Source organism: Ruegeria sp. K3 (genome assembly GCF_056531845.1).
This window is the reverse complement of the sequence record NZ_JBQFMM010000018.1, coordinates 24,124-39,047: the sequence shown is the minus strand read 5'-3', so window position 1 is coordinate 39,047 and position 14,924 is coordinate 24,124. Positions and strand designations below refer to the sequence as shown.

General features: G+C 57.1%; 17 protein-coding genes and 1 pseudogene. 10 read left to right on the top strand and 8 right to left on the bottom strand.

Annotated features, from left to right (window positions below; translation table 11 throughout):
* Nucleotides 1-233: pseudogene (locus tag ACR0MP_RS21485) on the bottom strand (hypothetical protein); the annotation flags it as partial.
* Between the two features lie 54 nt (nucleotides 234-287).
* Complete coding sequence (locus ACR0MP_RS21480) at nucleotides 288-1,001, bottom strand: uroporphyrinogen-III synthase (RefSeq protein ID WP_170407952.1); 714 nt, start codon at nucleotides 999-1,001, stop codon at nucleotides 288-290.
* A gap of 97 nt (nucleotides 1,002-1,098) precedes the next feature.
* On the opposite strand from ACR0MP_RS21480, the gene tsaD reads away from it, so the two are divergent.
* The 4 genes from tsaD to ACR0MP_RS21460 are packed head-to-tail and all read left to right on the top strand — an operon-like array spanning nucleotide 1,099 to nucleotide 3,848.
* Complete coding sequence (gene tsaD, locus ACR0MP_RS21475; RefSeq protein WP_170407950.1) at nucleotides 1,099-2,196, top strand: tRNA (adenosine(37)-N6)-threonylcarbamoyltransferase complex transferase subunit TsaD; 1,098 nt, start codon at nucleotides 1,099-1,101, stop codon at nucleotides 2,194-2,196.
* Nucleotides 2,193-3,155 carry an NAD(P)H-dependent glycerol-3-phosphate dehydrogenase gene (locus ACR0MP_RS21470; protein WP_480887917.1) on the top strand — a complete coding sequence of 321 codons (963 nt, stop codon included), beginning with the start codon at nucleotides 2,193-2,195 and terminating at the stop codon, nucleotides 3,153-3,155. The genes tsaD and ACR0MP_RS21470 overlap by 4 nt, the downstream gene beginning before the upstream one ends.
* Before the next feature lies 1 nt (nucleotide 3,156).
* Nucleotides 3,157-3,426, top strand: a complete 270-nt coding sequence (locus ACR0MP_RS21465; RefSeq protein WP_170407946.1) for a YciI family protein — start codon at nucleotides 3,157-3,159, stop codon at nucleotides 3,424-3,426.
* Nucleotides 3,426-3,848, top strand: a complete 423-nt coding sequence (locus ACR0MP_RS21460) for an EVE domain-containing protein (protein ID WP_170407945.1) — start codon at nucleotides 3,426-3,428, stop codon at nucleotides 3,846-3,848. Before ACR0MP_RS21465 ends, ACR0MP_RS21460 begins: the two co-directional genes overlap by 1 nt.
* A gap of 222 nt (nucleotides 3,849-4,070) precedes the next feature.
* Here ACR0MP_RS21460 and ACR0MP_RS21455 read toward each other — a convergent pair whose 3' ends face one another.
* A complete protein-coding gene (locus tag ACR0MP_RS21455) occupies nucleotides 4,071-4,412 on the bottom strand; it encodes a DUF2853 family protein (protein WP_170397892.1) in 342 nt (113 codons plus the stop codon).
* Nucleotides 4,413-4,603: 191 nt separating this feature from the next.
* Between ACR0MP_RS21455 and ACR0MP_RS21450 the strand changes: the two genes are divergently transcribed.
* On the top strand, nucleotides 4,604-5,251 hold the full coding sequence (locus tag ACR0MP_RS21450) for a DUF899 family protein (protein WP_480887918.1): 648 nt from the start codon (nucleotides 4,604-4,606) through the stop codon (nucleotides 5,249-5,251).
* 4 nt (nucleotides 5,252-5,255) lie between these two features.
* On the opposite strand, the gene ACR0MP_RS21445 is transcribed toward ACR0MP_RS21450, so the two are convergent.
* From ACR0MP_RS21445 to ACR0MP_RS21435, 3 genes are all read right to left on the bottom strand, one after another.
* Nucleotides 5,256-6,005, bottom strand: coding sequence for an extensin family protein (locus ACR0MP_RS21445; protein ID WP_170407941.1), 750 nt, complete (start codon nucleotides 6,003-6,005; stop codon nucleotides 5,256-5,258).
* A gap of 13 nt (nucleotides 6,006-6,018) precedes the next feature.
* Entirely contained in the window at nucleotides 6,019-7,407 is a 1,389-nt protein-coding gene (ahcY, locus tag ACR0MP_RS21440) for an adenosylhomocysteinase (protein WP_170407939.1), read from the bottom strand.
* 103 nt (nucleotides 7,408-7,510) lie between these two features.
* Complete coding sequence (locus ACR0MP_RS21435; protein WP_170397881.1) at nucleotides 7,511-7,825, bottom strand: hypothetical protein; 315 nt, start codon at nucleotides 7,823-7,825, stop codon at nucleotides 7,511-7,513.
* A 206-nt stretch (nucleotides 7,826-8,031) separates the two neighbouring features.
* Between ACR0MP_RS21435 and ACR0MP_RS21430 the strand changes: the two genes are divergently transcribed.
* The 3 genes from ACR0MP_RS21430 to ACR0MP_RS21420 all read left to right on the top strand — a co-directional run bounded on the left by ACR0MP_RS21430 (nucleotide 8,032) and on the right by ACR0MP_RS21420 (nucleotide 10,543).
* Nucleotides 8,032-8,625, top strand: coding sequence for an HD domain-containing protein (locus tag ACR0MP_RS21430; protein ID WP_170407937.1), 594 nt, complete (start codon nucleotides 8,032-8,034; stop codon nucleotides 8,623-8,625).
* 74 nt (nucleotides 8,626-8,699) lie between these two features.
* On the top strand, nucleotides 8,700-9,524 hold the full coding sequence (locus ACR0MP_RS21425; protein ID WP_480887922.1) for an FkbM family methyltransferase: 825 nt from the start codon (nucleotides 8,700-8,702) through the stop codon (nucleotides 9,522-9,524).
* Between the two features lie 53 nt (nucleotides 9,525-9,577).
* Nucleotides 9,578-10,543: a glycosyltransferase family 2 protein gene (locus ACR0MP_RS21420; protein ID WP_480887924.1), complete on the top strand. Its 966-nt coding sequence runs from the start codon at nucleotides 9,578-9,580 to the stop codon at nucleotides 10,541-10,543.
* A 47-nt stretch (nucleotides 10,544-10,590) separates the two neighbouring features.
* Here ACR0MP_RS21420 and ACR0MP_RS21415 read toward each other — a convergent pair whose 3' ends face one another.
* Nucleotides 10,591-11,145 (bottom strand): ActR/PrrA/RegA family redox response regulator transcription factor, encoded by a 555-nt coding sequence (locus tag ACR0MP_RS21415; RefSeq protein WP_039542641.1) that lies wholly within the window; start codon nucleotides 11,143-11,145, stop codon nucleotides 10,591-10,593.
* Between the two features lie 87 nt (nucleotides 11,146-11,232).
* Entirely contained in the window at nucleotides 11,233-11,850 is a 618-nt protein-coding gene (locus ACR0MP_RS21410; RefSeq protein WP_480887925.1) for an SCO family protein, read from the bottom strand.
* A gap of 92 nt (nucleotides 11,851-11,942) precedes the next feature.
* On the opposite strand from ACR0MP_RS21410, the gene regB reads away from it, so the two are divergent.
* Entirely contained in the window at nucleotides 11,943-13,334 is a 1,392-nt protein-coding gene (gene regB / locus ACR0MP_RS21405) for a sensor histidine kinase RegB (protein WP_170397866.1), read from the top strand.
* 64 nt (nucleotides 13,335-13,398) lie between these two features.
* Nucleotides 13,399-14,907, top strand: coding sequence for a PAS-domain containing protein (locus tag ACR0MP_RS21400; RefSeq protein ID WP_170407929.1), 1,509 nt, complete (start codon nucleotides 13,399-13,401; stop codon nucleotides 14,905-14,907).
* Nucleotides 14,908-14,924: the final 17 nt, after the last annotated feature.

Below are 14,924 nucleotides of genomic sequence, written 5' to 3'. Positions count from 1 at the left end.
GCTTCGGCTTCGGCTTCGGCTTCGGCTTCGGCTTCGGCTTCGGCTTCGGCTTCGGCTTCGGCTTCGGCTTCGGCTTCGGCTTCGGCTTCGGAAGTCAATTCGTCCGCAGCGTTATCCGCGTCAACGGATTTCTCATCCGAGACTGCATCACTTTCGGTCTCGGCGGCTTCTACCACCTCTTCGACGCTGGGGTCTTCGACCGGTTCCTGATCGGGTTTCTTCTTATCAGCCACCGCGTTAATCCCCTTATCGATTCCCAAAACACATGAACAACAGACTAACCCAAGTTAATCTGCACCCGGCGCGCTCTCAACCCGCATCACGTGTTTCACGAGTTTTTTCACGGCTTTCTGCATTTTGTCCGGGGTCGGTTCATCCGCGATCTTCAGCCGCTCGAAACTCAGTGTTTTAAGGGGTTCCGCTGTGGCTTCGCTGATCGCGGCCAGCCACAGAGGCGCGGATCCGGCCCAGACATCGGCAAATTGTCGCGCTGTGCGGGGCGAAAATAGCGGGGCGATGATGGGCTGATCACCCTCGGCGGCGTGGGAAGCCTCATCACTCAGCGGCAAAAGCTGTTGCCGATAAATCGGCTGTTCGCGGGTGGTCAGCCCGGATTCAGTCAAACGCGCGGCGACGTTGCCACGGCTGTGTTCTCCGCGCAGATGTAGCAGCGGGCTGTTTGGCTTGAGTTTGAGCAGATTGGCCACCAGCCCTTCGGCCGTCGCACCCAGCATCTGCGCTTCCCACCCTGCTGCCTGCGCTGCCTGCGTGGTCACCGGACCAACGCAATAGGCGGGCAGGCTGCGTTCCACATTCAATACGGCGGCGGCATTCACGCCATTTGCCGAGGAAAAGATCAGTCCAGCAGAATCATCGGACTCAACCATGACACCCAGCGGTTCGATTTTTAACAAGGGCGAATGGATAACCGCGACTTGCGACCGAATGTGGTCCGGCAGTTGCGCAACGAACCTGTCCGAGGCGGCGCGAGGGCGGGTCATCAACAAATACAACGGTCGGCGCCTTCGGCCTTGGGATTGTTTGCATCCGCGCGGGGTGATACCCCGCTTGGCAATCATGATGCAACGGATCAGGCCTATGGTGCAAACACTTACCGTCCTTGGACTGGAAAGCAGCTGCGACGATACCGCAGCCGCCGTTGTGCGGCAGGGCACAGGCGTAGGGGCCGAGATCCTGTCATCCGTGGTGCATGGCCAGACTGAGTTGCACAGCGCCTATGGAGGTGTCGTGCCCGAGATCGCGGCGCGCGCACATGCCGAAAAGCTGGATATTTGCATCAAACAGGCTCTAACACAGGCCGATATGGGCTTAGATGATCTGGATGCAATCGCCGTCACCGCCGGGCCAGGTCTGATTGGCGGCGTGATGTCCGGTGTGATGTGCGCAAAGGGTCTGAGCGCGGCGACCGGGCTGCCGCTGATCGGGGTGAACCATCTGGCCGGGCACGCGCTGACGCCACGCCTGACCGACGGGATTGCCTTTCCCTACCTGATGCTGCTGGTGTCGGGTGGTCACTGCCAATACCTGATTGCGCATGGTCCGGAGCAATTTACCCGACTGGGCGGTACGATAGATGATGCCCCCGGTGAAGCCTTCGACAAGACCGCCCGGCTGTTGGGCCTGCCGCAACCCGGTGGCCCCTCAGTCGAGGCTGAGGCGCGCGCGGGCGATCCCAAACGTTTCCGCTTTCCCCGGCCCCTTCTGGATCGCCCCGGATGTGACCTGTCTTTTTCGGGACTCAAGACCGCGCTGATGCGGATGCGGGATAAGGTCGTAGCCGAAAAAGGGGGGCTGACCCGACAAGATCGCGCTGATCTGTGTGCCGGTTTTCAGCAGGCTATTGTTGATACCTTGGCTGAGAAAACCCGCCGCGCGATTGCCCAGTATCTTGAGACATCACCGTCAGAACCGGTTATTGCCGTTGCCGGAGGTGTCGCAGCAAATTCCGCTATTCGCTCAGGATTAGAGACTGTTTCCGCGGAAATGGGCGCCCGATTTACTGCCCCTCCGCTGGCTTTGTGCACTGATAATGCCGCAATGATCGCCTATGCGGGTATGGAACGATTCCGCACCGGTGCACGAGATGGGTTGGACCTGACGGCGCGGCCCCGCTGGCCCTTGGATCAAACCAGCCCTGCAATGCTGGGTAGCGGCAAAAAAGGGGCCAAGGCATGAGCGTGACCGTCCTTGGATCAGGTGCCTTTGGAACCGCTTTGGCCATATCATTGGCGGGAGATGGCCCCGTTACGCTTTGGTCGCGGAATCCCGAGCAGGCAAAGCAAATGCAGCAATCGCGCGAGAATGTCGATCGCCTGCCGGGCGTCACGCTGCCTGCCAACATCACGGTGACTGCCGAGATTGAACAGGCGGTGCGGTCCGACGTATTGCTGCTTGCCGTGCCAATGCAAAAACTGCGTGATGCCCTGAATCTTCACGCAGCACGGCTGAGCGGGAAGGTTCTGGTGGCTTGCTGCAAGGGGATCGAACTGACCACGGGTCTGGGCCCCGTCGCCGTGATCCGTCAAACCGTGCCAGACGCACAACCGGCCCTGCTAACCGGGCCCAGCTTTGCCGACGACATCGCGCGCGGTCTGCCCACGGCGCTAACGCTGGCTTGTGCTGAAGCCGAATTGGGCGAGGCGCTTCAGCAAGAGCTGACAACCGCCAACCTGCGTCTTTATCGAACCGCCGATACCATCGGGGCCGAGTTGGGTGGCGCGCTGAAGAATGTGATGGCTATCGGTTGCGGCGCGGCCATTGGTGCTGGGCTTGGCGACAGCGCCCGCGCTGCGTTGATCACACGCGGATTTTCTGAGATGCAGCGCTTTGCCGCCCAGCGCGGGGCACGGCCCGATACGCTGATGGGGTTATCGGGGCTGGGTGATCTGGTGCTGACCTGCTCATCCGAATTGTCGCGAAACTATCGTTTTGGCCTTTGTTTGGGTCTAAACAAGCCATTTGACACCACGACAACCGTCGAAGGTGTCGCCACTGCGCAGGCCATGTCCGAAATCGCAGCGAGCGAAGGGTTAGACATGCCCATCAGCGCAACGGTGGCGAAACTCAGCAGCGGTGCCTACAGTGTCACCGACGCGATTCAGGCCCTGCTGGGTCGCCCACTCAAGGAGGAATAATATGCTCATCGCCCTGATCGCCCGGGATAAAGCTGGTGCCCTACAGACCCGGCTGGACAACCGCACCGCCCATCTGGCTTACATTGAAGAAACCGGCGTTGTGGCGCAGGCCGGGCCGTTACTGGACGGCGATGCGATGATCGGATCGCTGGTCATTCTGGATGTCGAGAATCTGGCCGCCGCTGAGGCCTGGGCCGCAAATGACCCCTACGCGCTGGCCGGCCTGTTCGACTCGGTTGAATTGATCCCGTGGAAAAAGGTCATCGGCTGATGGCGTATTGGCTGTTCAAATCCGAACCCTCGACCTGGAGCTGGGATCAGCAGGTCGGCAAGGGGGACGCGGGCGAGGAATGGGATGGGGTGCGCAACTACCAGGCCCGCAATTTCATGCGTCAGATGCAGATTGGCGATCGTGGGTTTTTCTACCACTCGCAAAAGGACAAGGCGATTGTCGGCATTGTCGAGGTCTGCGCCGAGGCCCATCCCGACAGCACAACCGATGATGAGCGTTGGGAATGCGTGGATATCAAAGCCGTCCGGTCTTTCACAGTTCCGGTCAAACTAGATCAGATCAAGGCGGATGAGCGGTTGGATGAAATGGTTCTGGTCAAGAATTCACGCCTGTCAGTGCAGCCGATCAGCGATACAGAATGGCAGTTGATCTGCGCTTTGGGCGAGACAGAGGCGGATTGAATGAAAAGGGAAGGCCCTGACGACTTCAGAACCTTCCCTACCCCGCGTGCTCCCAAGCTCACCACACGCATACGGAAATCTGTTGGTTCTGACCGTCCTGGTCATATCCTGACCTTAGCCGATTTCAGAACCGCGCTTCAAACGCCAAGTATTTAGAGTTTCAATCAAATACAAAACACCCGCCGGTAAGACCGACGGGTGCTGAAATGGTTCTTGGCTGGATCAGCTATAGACCGATTCTTTGCCGAAATGCTTGGTCAGCATGTAATAGACGACAGCGCGGTACTTGTTACGCTCGGACATGCCATAGGTCTCCATGGCCTTGTTGATCCCTTCCATCAGTTCGGGACCATCCGACAGGCCCAGCTTTTTGATGAGGAAGTTGTTCTTGACCGTCTCAAGCTCGCCTTCCTGGCTGGCCGCCACTGTCGACGCATCCGCGTCATAGATCGCCGGACCGCAACCGATGGTGACCTTGGTCAGCAGGTCCATATCGGGGTCCATCCCGCATTTGCCTTTTAGATCTTCAGCGTATTTAGCGATCAATTCGTCGCGTTTGCCCATGTCCCAATCTCCTTAATCCATTGTCACGGAACTTTTTACCGATGCACGAGAGACTAGCCTTGTCGGCGGAATTCCCAAAAGGGAAAAATCACAAGGTTTCCCCCTAGGCTGAACTTCGCGGGACTCGGTGATTTGATTTTTTCAGATTTATTATTTAACATTTTTGTTAATTATGATTCCCGGAGGTCCCCATGCCCGTAACGTTACCGAATGAAACCACCGAATATCGGTCAGCTCGTAATGCACTTCTATCCGCCGAGCGGGACCTGAGAGCAAAGGTTGAAGAGGTCGCGGCCTTGCGCCGTTCTCTTCCAACCGGAGGCAAAACCCCTAACGATTATGCGTTCCGAGATCTGGCAGGCGAGGGTGCGCCTATGTCGTCGCTGTTTGGCGATAAGGATACGCTGATTATCTATTCGCTGATGTACGGACCCGACGCGGAACGCCCCTGCCCTATGTGTTCGGCGTTTCTGGATGGGCTGAACTCTCAGATCCACCATCTCATACAGAACGCCTCGGTTGCCGTAGTGGCGCAGAATACGCCCGAAAAACTCTCGGCGCTCAAGGATGAGATGGGTTGGAATGCGCTGCCGCTCTACTCAGCATTAGGGACGAATTACCAACGTGACTATCTGGCCGAGACCAACGGGGGTGATCAGCTTCCCATCCTGAATGTCTTTCAACAGCTCCCTGATGGCATTCATCACTTCTGGAGTTCCGAGCTGTTCTTTGAACCCAGCGATTGGCATCCCCGGCACGTGGATGCGGCTTGGCCACTGTGGAATGTTCTGGATTTCACGCCACAGGGCCGCGGCAATTTTATCCCGTCTCTACGCTGAGGTACTATCGGCAGTAGCCCCAGCCGGGCCCCTGCAGGTGGAAGTGATCGGCATGTAAGCGGTTGTAGTCAGGGCCAAGCACCACGCGGAACCAGTCACAGGCTCCGCGCCATATCTGGCGCAGAAAATCGGCCTCGGGCCCGTCAGCGTCCCAGTCTGCCAGCAGGTTCAAGCTGCGCCCGTCCGAGAGATCCATTCCGACGATGTCGATCGCGTCCGCAGTGGCGTGACTGCTCCAACCATTGTCTTGTCCTTGCGCGGTCCGCATCCGGCGGCAGTTATAGCTGCCGATCTGGCGCATTCTGCTGACGGAAGTCCCCAGTAGTTGCTGCGCAGCGGGTTGCACAACATGGTGTTCCCACATGACAAGCCGCAAAGTTGTGGCACACCGGGTCTCGACTGCAGTGACGCGGGCGTTCACCAGACCGAACAACCGGCCGCGTCCCTCGATTCCGCAATTCTGGTCCACCACCAGATCGTCCAGCGGATCAAACTGAGCTCCAGCCTCGGCCAAGGCTGCACGGCATAAAGCATCATCCGCCAGTGCGCGGTTCAACTGGTAAGGGGTGACCGGGGTGACCGGGGCCGTCACGGTCAGATCACGCAGCGGGTTCCAGTGCGGGGGTACAGGCGTATTGGGATGGGCAAGCAGCCACCAAACGCCGCCGCCCAACACGGTCAACAGCGTTAAGAGGCCAAAAAGAAAAGACGCCGCCGAAAGCAGGATTCGGCGGCGTCTAGAAGCTTTGGTCATGCGTCTTTCGCACTTAGTAGCGGTAGTGTTCCGGCTTGTAGGGGCCTTCGGGTTTTACGCCGATATAGGCCGCCTGATCGCTGTCCATCTGGGTCAGCTTCACGCCGATCCGGTCCAGATGAAGACGGGCAACTTTTTCGTCCAGATGCTTGGGCAGGATGTAGACTTCGTTCTTGTATTCATCGCCTTTGGTGAACAGCTCGATCTGGGCCAGGACTTGGTTGGTGAAAGAGGCCGACATCACGAACGAGGGGTGACCGGTGGCGTTGCCAAGGTTCAGCAAGCGACCTTCGGACAGCAGGATAATGCGGTTGCCCGAGGGCATCTCGATCATGTCCACCTGTTCCTTGATGTTGGTCCATTTGTGGTTCTTCAGGCTGGCCACCTGAATTTCGTTGTCGAAATGGCCGATGTTGCCGACGATCGCCATGTCCTTCATCTCGCGCATATGCTCGATGCGGATCACGTCCTTGTTGCCGGTGGTGGTGATGAAGATATCCGCGTTTGCGACTTCGTCTTCCAGCAGGGTGACTTCGAACCCGTCCATGGCCGCTTGCAGCGCGCAAATCGGGTCGACCTCGGTCACTTTCACGCGGGCGCCTGCGCCACGCAGCGAAGCCGCCGATCCTTTGCCCACGTCACCATAGCCGCAGACCACGGCAACCTTACCGGCCATCATGGTGTCGGTGGCGCGGCGAATACCGTCTACCAGCGATTCCTTGCAGCCGTATTTGTTGTCGAACTTCGACTTGGTGACCGAGTCGTTCACGTTGATCGCCGGGAACGGCAGGTGGCCATCTTTCACCAGCTGATACAGGCGGTTTACACCGGTGGTGGTTTCTTCAGAGACGCCTTGGATCTGGTCGCGCATTTTGGTGAACCAGCCCGGAGACGCGGCCATGCGCTTGGCGATCTGCTTCTTGATCACCTCTTCCTCTTCCGAACCCGGAACAGGGATAATGTCCTCTCCTGCCTCGGCACGTGCACCCAGCAGGATGTATAGCGTCGCGTCGCCGCCATCGTCCAGGATCATGTTGGGGCCTTCGTCGAACAGGAAGGATTTGTCCAGATAATCCCAATGCTCTTCCAGCGTCTGGCCCTTGATGGCAAAAACGGGAATATCAGCCTCGGCAATCGCCGCCGCCGCGTGGTCCTGCGTTGAGAAGATGTTGCACGACGCCCAGCGCACATCAGCGCCCAGCGCCACCAGTGTTTCGATCAGAACGGCGGTCTGGATGGTCATATGCAGTGAGCCGACGATCCGCGCGCCAGACAGCGGCTTGCTTTCACCGTATTCGGCGCGCAGGGCCATCAGGCCCGGCATTTCCGTTTCAGCGATATCCAGTTCCTTGCGGCCAAACCCGGCCAGCGAAATGTCCTTAACGATATAGTCCCCGGCCATCAGGCTCTCCACTCCGGTAAATCTTGGTCCGGGCTGCCCCTAGCATTCCTTGGGACAGGAGGCAATGTGGATGGCCGGAAACAGGAAGTCTGGTGACAAAATATCAGCTTGGCGTACCCTCTGCCTTGATTTTGGGGATCGCTTCAAAAAAATCAGTGCCAACGGCGACAATACAACTCATGCCGTTCGCCTGGGTCACCAAAACGGTATAACTTCCCGTTTCCTTCGAGGTCCAAACCTCCATGACCGTCTGCCCGCCACGTGATTTCTGAAGACCGCCAAAGGTTAATTCCTCGGAGTAATTGTCTTGCAGTTTGGTAATCACGTGCTCGCGCTCTGCGCAGTTCTGGGCAAAGGCGGGTGGCGCGGTTGCGGCCATTCCGAAGGTCAGGGTTATTGCAAACAAACGCTTGAACATAGCAAGCTCCTTTCGATACGAGTTTCGTTTCGAGAGGGCGCAACTGGGAGGAGTCTGCACCCCCCTCAGTCCTTGATGTCGGGATCGTATCGCGCAGGTTCAAAGCACGAATGCTCAAGAAATTGTTGGCAGCATGTGATCCAGACAGATACATCATACCACAAGAACGCGAATTGAACGTGTCCCAGTTCACAAGGCATGGTAAAATGGCAACACAACCCAGAGCGTGGCAAAGAATGCTGTCGGGCCGTCGGCTGGATTTGCTGGACCCGACACCCGTGGATATCGAGATCGAAGATATCGCGCACGGGCTGGCCTTTGTGGCGCGGTGGAACGGTCAGACCGACGGGGATTTTGCCTATTCCGTGGCCGAGCATTCCTTGCTGGTGGAAGAGCTTTTTGGCCGCATCGCACCAAATGCACCGACGAAATGGCGGTTGGCGGCACTGTTACACGATGCCCCCGAATATGTGATTGGTGACATGATCTCTCCGGTGAAATCCGCCGTTGGCCCGGATTATGGTGATTTAGACGACCGGCTGGCTGCTGCGATTCATATACGTTTCGGGTTGCCCGCCGTGGTACCAAAAACAGTGAAACGCCAGATCAAGAAGGCGGACAAGATCAGCGCCTGGATGGAGGCGACGCAGATCGCGGGTTTTTCTGATACCGAAGCATCAAAGTTCTTTGGTCGTCCGGACAAGGCAATATTAGAGGGGTTGCAGATCAAACTGCGTCCCCCGATTGAGGTGCGGCAGGCCTATACCGCGCGGCATCAGGAATTGTTGGGCAGCATTTAGGTCGCCAATAGATCAGCAGCTCGGGCTATGCTAATTTTCCGCTAAAACAAGACCATAATCGGACGCAGGTTCAGATGAGCGACGCAGACAGCCAGATACCGGTCACGAACGCGCAGATGGAATATGCCAACGCGTGTTTACGTGAAGCGTACAATCTGACCGGCCGAGGGCGGGTGCGCAATCTGATCCGAAAGTCACTGCTGCCACAGTTGATCGCCTACCGGGGCATTCGAATCCACCTGCACCCGTATGACAATTTCAGCGAATTCTCTCTCTGGCAGAAGGGCCGGTCTCCGGAAGAGCTTGAGCTGAATTGGCTGAAAGAAAGCTTTGCCGGGAAGACTCTCAAGGTTTTGGATATCGGGGCAAATTTTGGTCTGTATTCACTTTTCTTGTCGTCAATTCTTAGCCCGGACTCCCGGATTCATGCGTTTGAGCCTAATCCGACACTGGCCGAACGCCTCAGCAATAATTGCTCTCTGAACGGATTTGGCAACGTGGAGCTGAACACTTTCGCGATCGCGGGCGAAACTGGTGAGGCGACACTTATTATAGAAAAGCGGGGCGACACGGCCACCAATCTTGGTCAGGCGCGCTTGGCAAACGACCCAGCGTATCTGGAGCTATCAAAATACGATACGATTGAGGTGCAGACCCGAACACTGCTTGAGCTTACACATCTGCATGATGCCGATTTTGCCAAGCTTGATGTTGAAGGGCACGAGCCGAACATTCTTATGCCTTTTCTTGAAAGCGCAGAAGATGCAGCGCTTCCCCAATATCTACAGCTGGAAACCGTGAATCTTGGTGATAGCGCCGAACGCCTGTTTGCCTCACTTTCTGATCGTGGCTATGAAAATACCTTTCAAACTCAACGTAATATCATCTTCAGAAGATAGGCCGTGCAAGGAAGAATCGCGATCATGATCAAACCCACTCAGGCCAAGCCGATATGAAGGTCGGGCTATTCTCCTGCGCCAAGGATGAAGGGCCGTTTATTCTTGAGTGGGTCGCGTATCATCTGCTGGTCGGGTTTGATCCTATTCTGATTTACAGCAATGACTCGACAGACGGCACCGCCGAGCTGCTTGATGCGCTGGATAAAAACGGGGTTATTTCCCATGTTCTGCAAGATCTGAAACCCGGGCAAGTACCACAGCATACAGCGGCGGAAACGGCCTATGCGCATCCTTCGCTTAACGATGCCGATTGGCTGATGTGGCTTGATAGCGATGAGTTTCTTTTCTGTGCAAACGATGAAAATCAGGTCGCAGGTCTCGTCGAACGCTGTTCCGGTTTCGCCGAGGGCATCGCCGTGAATTGGTTGATCTTCGGAAATGGGGGCAACGACAAGTGGGAACCGGGGCTGGTCACGCAACGGTTCCTAAAGCGTGCCGATACAGATCATAATTTGCATCGCTACTTCAAAACGCTTTTTCGAAAGTCTGATAAAATACGGGGGTTTGGCCTGCACCGGCCCTACTTGCGACCGGACTTTCGAAACGATGGATCGCAATTTGTAAATGCTGCGGGCCTGCCGATGCACGAACACATGTATCGTTCGGGATTGCGACGAAGACATGCGCTGGGTGCCGCGCCCGAGCATCTGTCTACACACGATTGGGCTGCTGTCATTCACTACCCGGTGAAAACGCGAGACAGTTTCGCGCTCAAGCGGCAGCGCGGGCAAGGCACGAAAGCGACAGATGCACCCAACCGGTCCAGCCGGTTTCGTGAAAGGTATTGGAACAAGTACAACCAGAACAGCGTTGTGGATGATCGAATGCTGGCGATGGGCGGCAAGCTGCAGGCAAAGGTTGATGAGTTGCTGTTATTGCCTGAAGTTGGGTGCGCGCACTCTGCCTGCCTTAAGAATTACGCGCTGAGGCTTCAAACTCAGGCTCAACCCGCGCCCTGAAAGTCGTTTGGAACGGCCCGGGAAAACACACTATTAAGTTTACGGGTCTACCTTGGGCTACGCTTCGCCAGAATCCTCTGCAGTGTTCGGCGGTGCATGTTCAACCGGCGCGCGGTTTCCGAGACGTTCCGGTCGCACAGCTCATAAACGCGTTGGATATGTTCCCAGCGGACGCGGTCGGCGCTCATGGGGTTTTCCGGCGGCGGGGGCAGTTCGTCGCCCTTGGCCAACAGAGCGTTGGTGATGTCAGTGGCGTCGGCGGGTTTGGACAGATAGTCGGTTGCACCAATTTTGACCGCCGCAACGGCGGTGGCGATGGCGCCATAACCGGTCAGAACCACAACCCGGCTGTCGGGGCGTTTTTCGCGCAGCACTTCAACCACGTCCAGCCCATTGCCATCTTCAAGTCGCAGATCGACCACGGCATAGGCAGGTGGGCGGGCTGTGGAAATGGCGCGGCCTGCGGCGACGGAACCCGCGGTTTCAACCTCGAATCCGCGTTTTTCCATGGCCTTGGCCAGACGTCTCAGAAACGGCTCGTCATCATCTACCAGCAGCAGCGATTTGTCGGGGCCGATTTCAAGCTGGGAACTGTCTGCCATATGTGGGTCTTTCCGCTATTTCATGCCTCTTGGCTTAAACATGAGTAATAGCAGCGCCATTCCAAAGGTCAAACCGACTGTTGAGGATCAGGCCGGATCAAGGAAGCAGCCAATCTTGTCCGCCATCTGCTCGGCCGTTTCATCGCGTTTGAAAAATTCCAGAAACCCGTCCTCGGGCGTCATCAGATAGGTAAAGGTCGAGTGGTCGACCAAATAATACTCATCGCTTTTGTCTTGGGCCTTGTAATAGGTCTTGTACGCCTTGCTGGCCGCCTTGATCTGCTCGGGCGATCCGGTCAGGCCAATCACGCGTTCATGCAGGTTGAACGCGAAATCGCCCACGACCTCGGGGGTATCGCGATCCGGGTCTATCGAGATGAACAACGGCGTCACCGACTGACCGCGCTCGGCCAGCAAATCGATCGTGTCGACATTGCGCGACATGTCAAAGGGGCAAACATCCGGGCAGAAGGTATAACCGAAGTAGACAAGCGTGGGCTCGGTGATCACATCCTTGTCGGTTACCGTCTCACCATTGGCGTTAAGCAGTTCGAACGGTCCGCCGATTGCGGCGCTCCCACCCGCAATCTGAGACGAGCGGCACTGAGCGTATTTGTCGTCCGCGCCGCCTCGCGTCAGCAGCCACATTGCGCCAAGACCAATTGCAAGAACAACAGTTGCGAGAATAGCATAAAGACGAACCATGGCGCGTATCCTGATACGAAAGGGGATGTTGATCGATTCTGCCGGGACACCTATCAACATGTCGGACCGACGCAATAGGACATAATCGACAGATGACGAATTCCAACACCAGTCTTTGGCGTGGGCAGGAGCGCAGTACCTGGATCAGGCTGCGCACGCTGATCCTGCTGCGATGGGTCGCCATTATCGGCCAGTTTACAGCCATCACGGTTGCACAGAAATATTACGACGTTCAGCTTGAGCTGGCATTGTGTTATTTCGTCATCGGCATTTCGGTGATGGGTAACCTCACGGCCATTCTGTTGTTTCCCGAAAACAAGCGCTTGTCGGAATTCGAGAACTTCCTGATGGTGCTGTTCGATCTGCTGCAGCTGTCGATCCTGTTGTATCTGACGGGGGGGCTAAACAACCCGTTTGCGCTGCTGTTGCTGGGCCCGGTGACGATTTCTGCAAATGTAATGAGCACACGCTCGACCCTGATCATCGGCAGCGTTGCGGTGATCCTGACCACGTTGCTCGCGCAATTCCACCTCCCGCTGAGAACCAATCTGGGGTTGGTGCTGGATATCCCCGATATTTTGCTGTTCGGAAACTGGGCGGCGATTATCATCGCCATCGTTTTCATCGGCGCCTATTCGCACCGCATCAGTTCCGAAGTTCAATCGATGTCCGAAGCGCTCTCGGCCACCCATATGGCGCTGGCGCGCGAGCAAAAGCTGACTGATCTTGGTGGTGTGGTGGCCGCCGCCGCGCATGAGTTGGGTACGCCGCTGGCTACGATCAAGCTGGCCAGTTCAGAACTGATCGAAGAGCTGGACGACCGGCCTGAGCTGATGGAGGACGCAGCCTTGATCCGCGAACAGGCTGACCGCTGCCGCGACATCCTGCGCGATATGGGCCGAGCTGGGAAAGATGACTTGCACCTGCGTCAAGCGCCTCTGTCCACCGTGATCCATGAAGCGGCAGAGCCACATATCAATCGTGGTAAAGTGGTGCATTTCGACGAGGGACCAGTTGCGGATGGCGATGTGCAGCAGCCCTCGATCCTGCGCAAGCCCGAGATCATTCACGGGCTGCGCAACCTGATCCAGAACGCAGTGGATTTTGCCCAGTCGACGGTCTGGGTCGAAGCTGAATGGACCTCTGACCGGATCAGCGTTTCGATCATGGATGATGGTCGCGGCTACCCCTCCCACATCATAGGTCGGATTGGTGACCCGTTCATGCGCCGCCGCCGCGCCGATCGCAGTAGTCGGCCGGAATACGAAGGCATGGGGCTGGGTCTGTTCATCGCCAAAACCCTGCTGGAACGCAGCGGTGCCGAACTGAGCTTCGCCAATGGCGCGGACCCTTATCAGACCCTGACTGACCAACCGGACCGCAGGGGGGCGATCGTCAATGTCGTTTGGCCGCGCAAGCTGATCGACGCGCAAACCGGGGACACTCCTGTTCCCTCGGGCGCCAACCAACCGTTCCAGATCTGAGTTAAGACCCCGTTAACCATTGTTGTTCATATAGATTCAAACGTTTTACCCGGGGGTTGGAGCAATGGCCGAATGGATCGTTCTGGCCGCAATCAGTGTGGTTTCGGCCAGCTTTGCGATATTGTGGCTCTTGCCACGCCATCAGGCCAAAACAAGAGATTTCGGGCTGTCCGCGCCCGGAGCGCTGTTCGATGTTGTCTTCCTGTTCGATGGCGACCGGTTGATCAGCCACTCCGATATTGCGCTGGCAGGTTACGAATCCGTCAGCAACTGGGCTGATCTGCGGCGTTTGCTGCAACGTGATTTTCCCGCTTTCCCCGAAACGCCCGAGATTGTCCGGTCCGGGGGCAACATCGCCGTTTCAGCCATCGACTGCACAGTCGAGCGCGAGGTTCTGTGCGAATGGATCGATGGTATCATTCGGGTTCAATTACGTGATCTGACGGGGACCATCCCTGCGCCACGCCGTGACCAGCGCGATCCAATTCGTTTGGCGATGGAGCAGGCGCCCTACCCTGTTTGGCTGATAGATCACCGTGACAAGGTGGGCTGGTGCAATGCGGCCTATGTACGGTTGGTTCGCAAGATCGCGGGACCGGATGCCGATCTGACGGACCCTCTGTTTCCTTCTCACAGGGACGAGGCGCAGCTGAGTCGAAAAACCCGTGTCTCGATTCCGGTCAGGGACAGCGATGCCAAGCTCTGGTTTGACCTGACCCAGGTCGCACACGAACAGGATCAGTTGTGTTACGCGGTCGATATCAACGCGATTGTCGAAGCCGAGACAGCACAGCGCAAGTTTGTGCAGACCATGACCAAAACCTTCGCACAGCTCTCCATTGGCCTAGCGATCTTTGACCGCAACCGGCAACTGGCCCTGTTCAATCCAGCGCTGATTGATCTGACCACCCTGCCACCCGACTTCCTGAGCCTGCGCCCAAGCCTGTCCAGCTTTTTTGACCGGCTTCGCGACCAGCATATGATGCCCGAGCCTAAGAACTATCGCAGTTGGCGGCGCCAGATGAACGACCTTCTGGAGGCGGCACAGGACGGGAACTATCAGGAAACCTGGTCGCTGCCATCAGGATCGGTCTATTCCGTCAGTGGTCGCCCGCATCCCGATGGGGCCGTGGCTTTCCTGTTCGAAGATATCACCGCCGAAATCACACTGACCCGACGGTTCCGCGCTGAAACGGACCTTATGCAATCCATTCTGGACAAGCTGGCTGATGCCATCGCGGTGTTTTCGGATGACGGTTCGCTGGCGATCACAAATTACGCCTATCAGGTGTTGTGGGGCGACAGCGGCGAAGTAGGATTCGAACCAGCAACGGTGCTGGAAATCACACGCCAATGGCAGGAGCACTGCACCGCCACGCCGATCCTTGGCGAGATCCGCGAATTCGTCACCGCGCGCGAGAATCGGGCCGAATGGTCGGCTGAACTGATCCTAAAATCCGGCGGCTCTTTGAACTGCACGGTCAGCCCCATGCAAAACGGGGCAACAATTGTCCGTTTCGCCTCGGACAACCCGGTCAGGAACATCACGGAAATACAAAAAATCAGCGCCTGAACCGGTTGCAGCCGACC

Coding starts and splice junctions, on each gene's coding strand:
- ACR0MP_RS21480 (WP_170407952.1), bottom strand. CDS start 1,001: ATGACCCGCCCTCGCGCCGCCTCGGACAGGTTCGTTGCGCAACTGCCG.
- tsaD (WP_170407950.1), top strand. CDS start 1,099: ATGGTGCAAACACTTACCGTCCTTGGACTGGAAAGCAGCTGCGACGAT.
- ACR0MP_RS21470 (WP_480887917.1), top strand. CDS start 2,193: ATGAGCGTGACCGTCCTTGGATCAGGTGCCTTTGGAACCGCTTTGGCC.
- ACR0MP_RS21465 (WP_170407946.1), top strand. CDS start 3,157: ATGCTCATCGCCCTGATCGCCCGGGATAAAGCTGGTGCCCTACAGACC.
- ACR0MP_RS21460 (WP_170407945.1), top strand. CDS start 3,426: ATGGCGTATTGGCTGTTCAAATCCGAACCCTCGACCTGGAGCTGGGAT.
- ACR0MP_RS21455 (WP_170397892.1), bottom strand. CDS start 4,412: ATGGGCAAACGCGACGAATTGATCGCTAAATACGCTGAAGATCTAAAA.
- ACR0MP_RS21450 (WP_480887918.1), top strand. CDS start 4,604: ATGCCCGTAACGTTACCGAATGAAACCACCGAATATCGGTCAGCTCGT.
- ACR0MP_RS21445 (WP_170407941.1), bottom strand. CDS start 6,005: ATGACCAAAGCTTCTAGACGCCGCCGAATCCTGCTTTCGGCGGCGTCT.
- ahcY (WP_170407939.1), bottom strand. CDS start 7,407: ATGGCCGGGGACTATATCGTTAAGGACATTTCGCTGGCCGGGTTTGGC.
- ACR0MP_RS21435 (WP_170397881.1), bottom strand. CDS start 7,825: ATGTTCAAGCGTTTGTTTGCAATAACCCTGACCTTCGGAATGGCCGCA.
- ACR0MP_RS21430 (WP_170407937.1), top strand. CDS start 8,032: ATGGCAACACAACCCAGAGCGTGGCAAAGAATGCTGTCGGGCCGTCGG.
- ACR0MP_RS21425 (WP_480887922.1), top strand. CDS start 8,700: ATGAGCGACGCAGACAGCCAGATACCGGTCACGAACGCGCAGATGGAA.
- ACR0MP_RS21420 (WP_480887924.1), top strand. CDS start 9,578: ATGAAGGTCGGGCTATTCTCCTGCGCCAAGGATGAAGGGCCGTTTATT.
- ACR0MP_RS21415 (WP_039542641.1), bottom strand. CDS start 11,145: ATGGCAGACAGTTCCCAGCTTGAAATCGGCCCCGACAAATCGCTGCTG.
- ACR0MP_RS21410 (WP_480887925.1), bottom strand. CDS start 11,850: ATGGTTCGTCTTTATGCTATTCTCGCAACTGTTGTTCTTGCAATTGGT.
- regB (WP_170397866.1), top strand. CDS start 11,943: ATGACGAATTCCAACACCAGTCTTTGGCGTGGGCAGGAGCGCAGTACC.
- ACR0MP_RS21400 (WP_170407929.1), top strand. CDS start 13,399: ATGGCCGAATGGATCGTTCTGGCCGCAATCAGTGTGGTTTCGGCCAGC.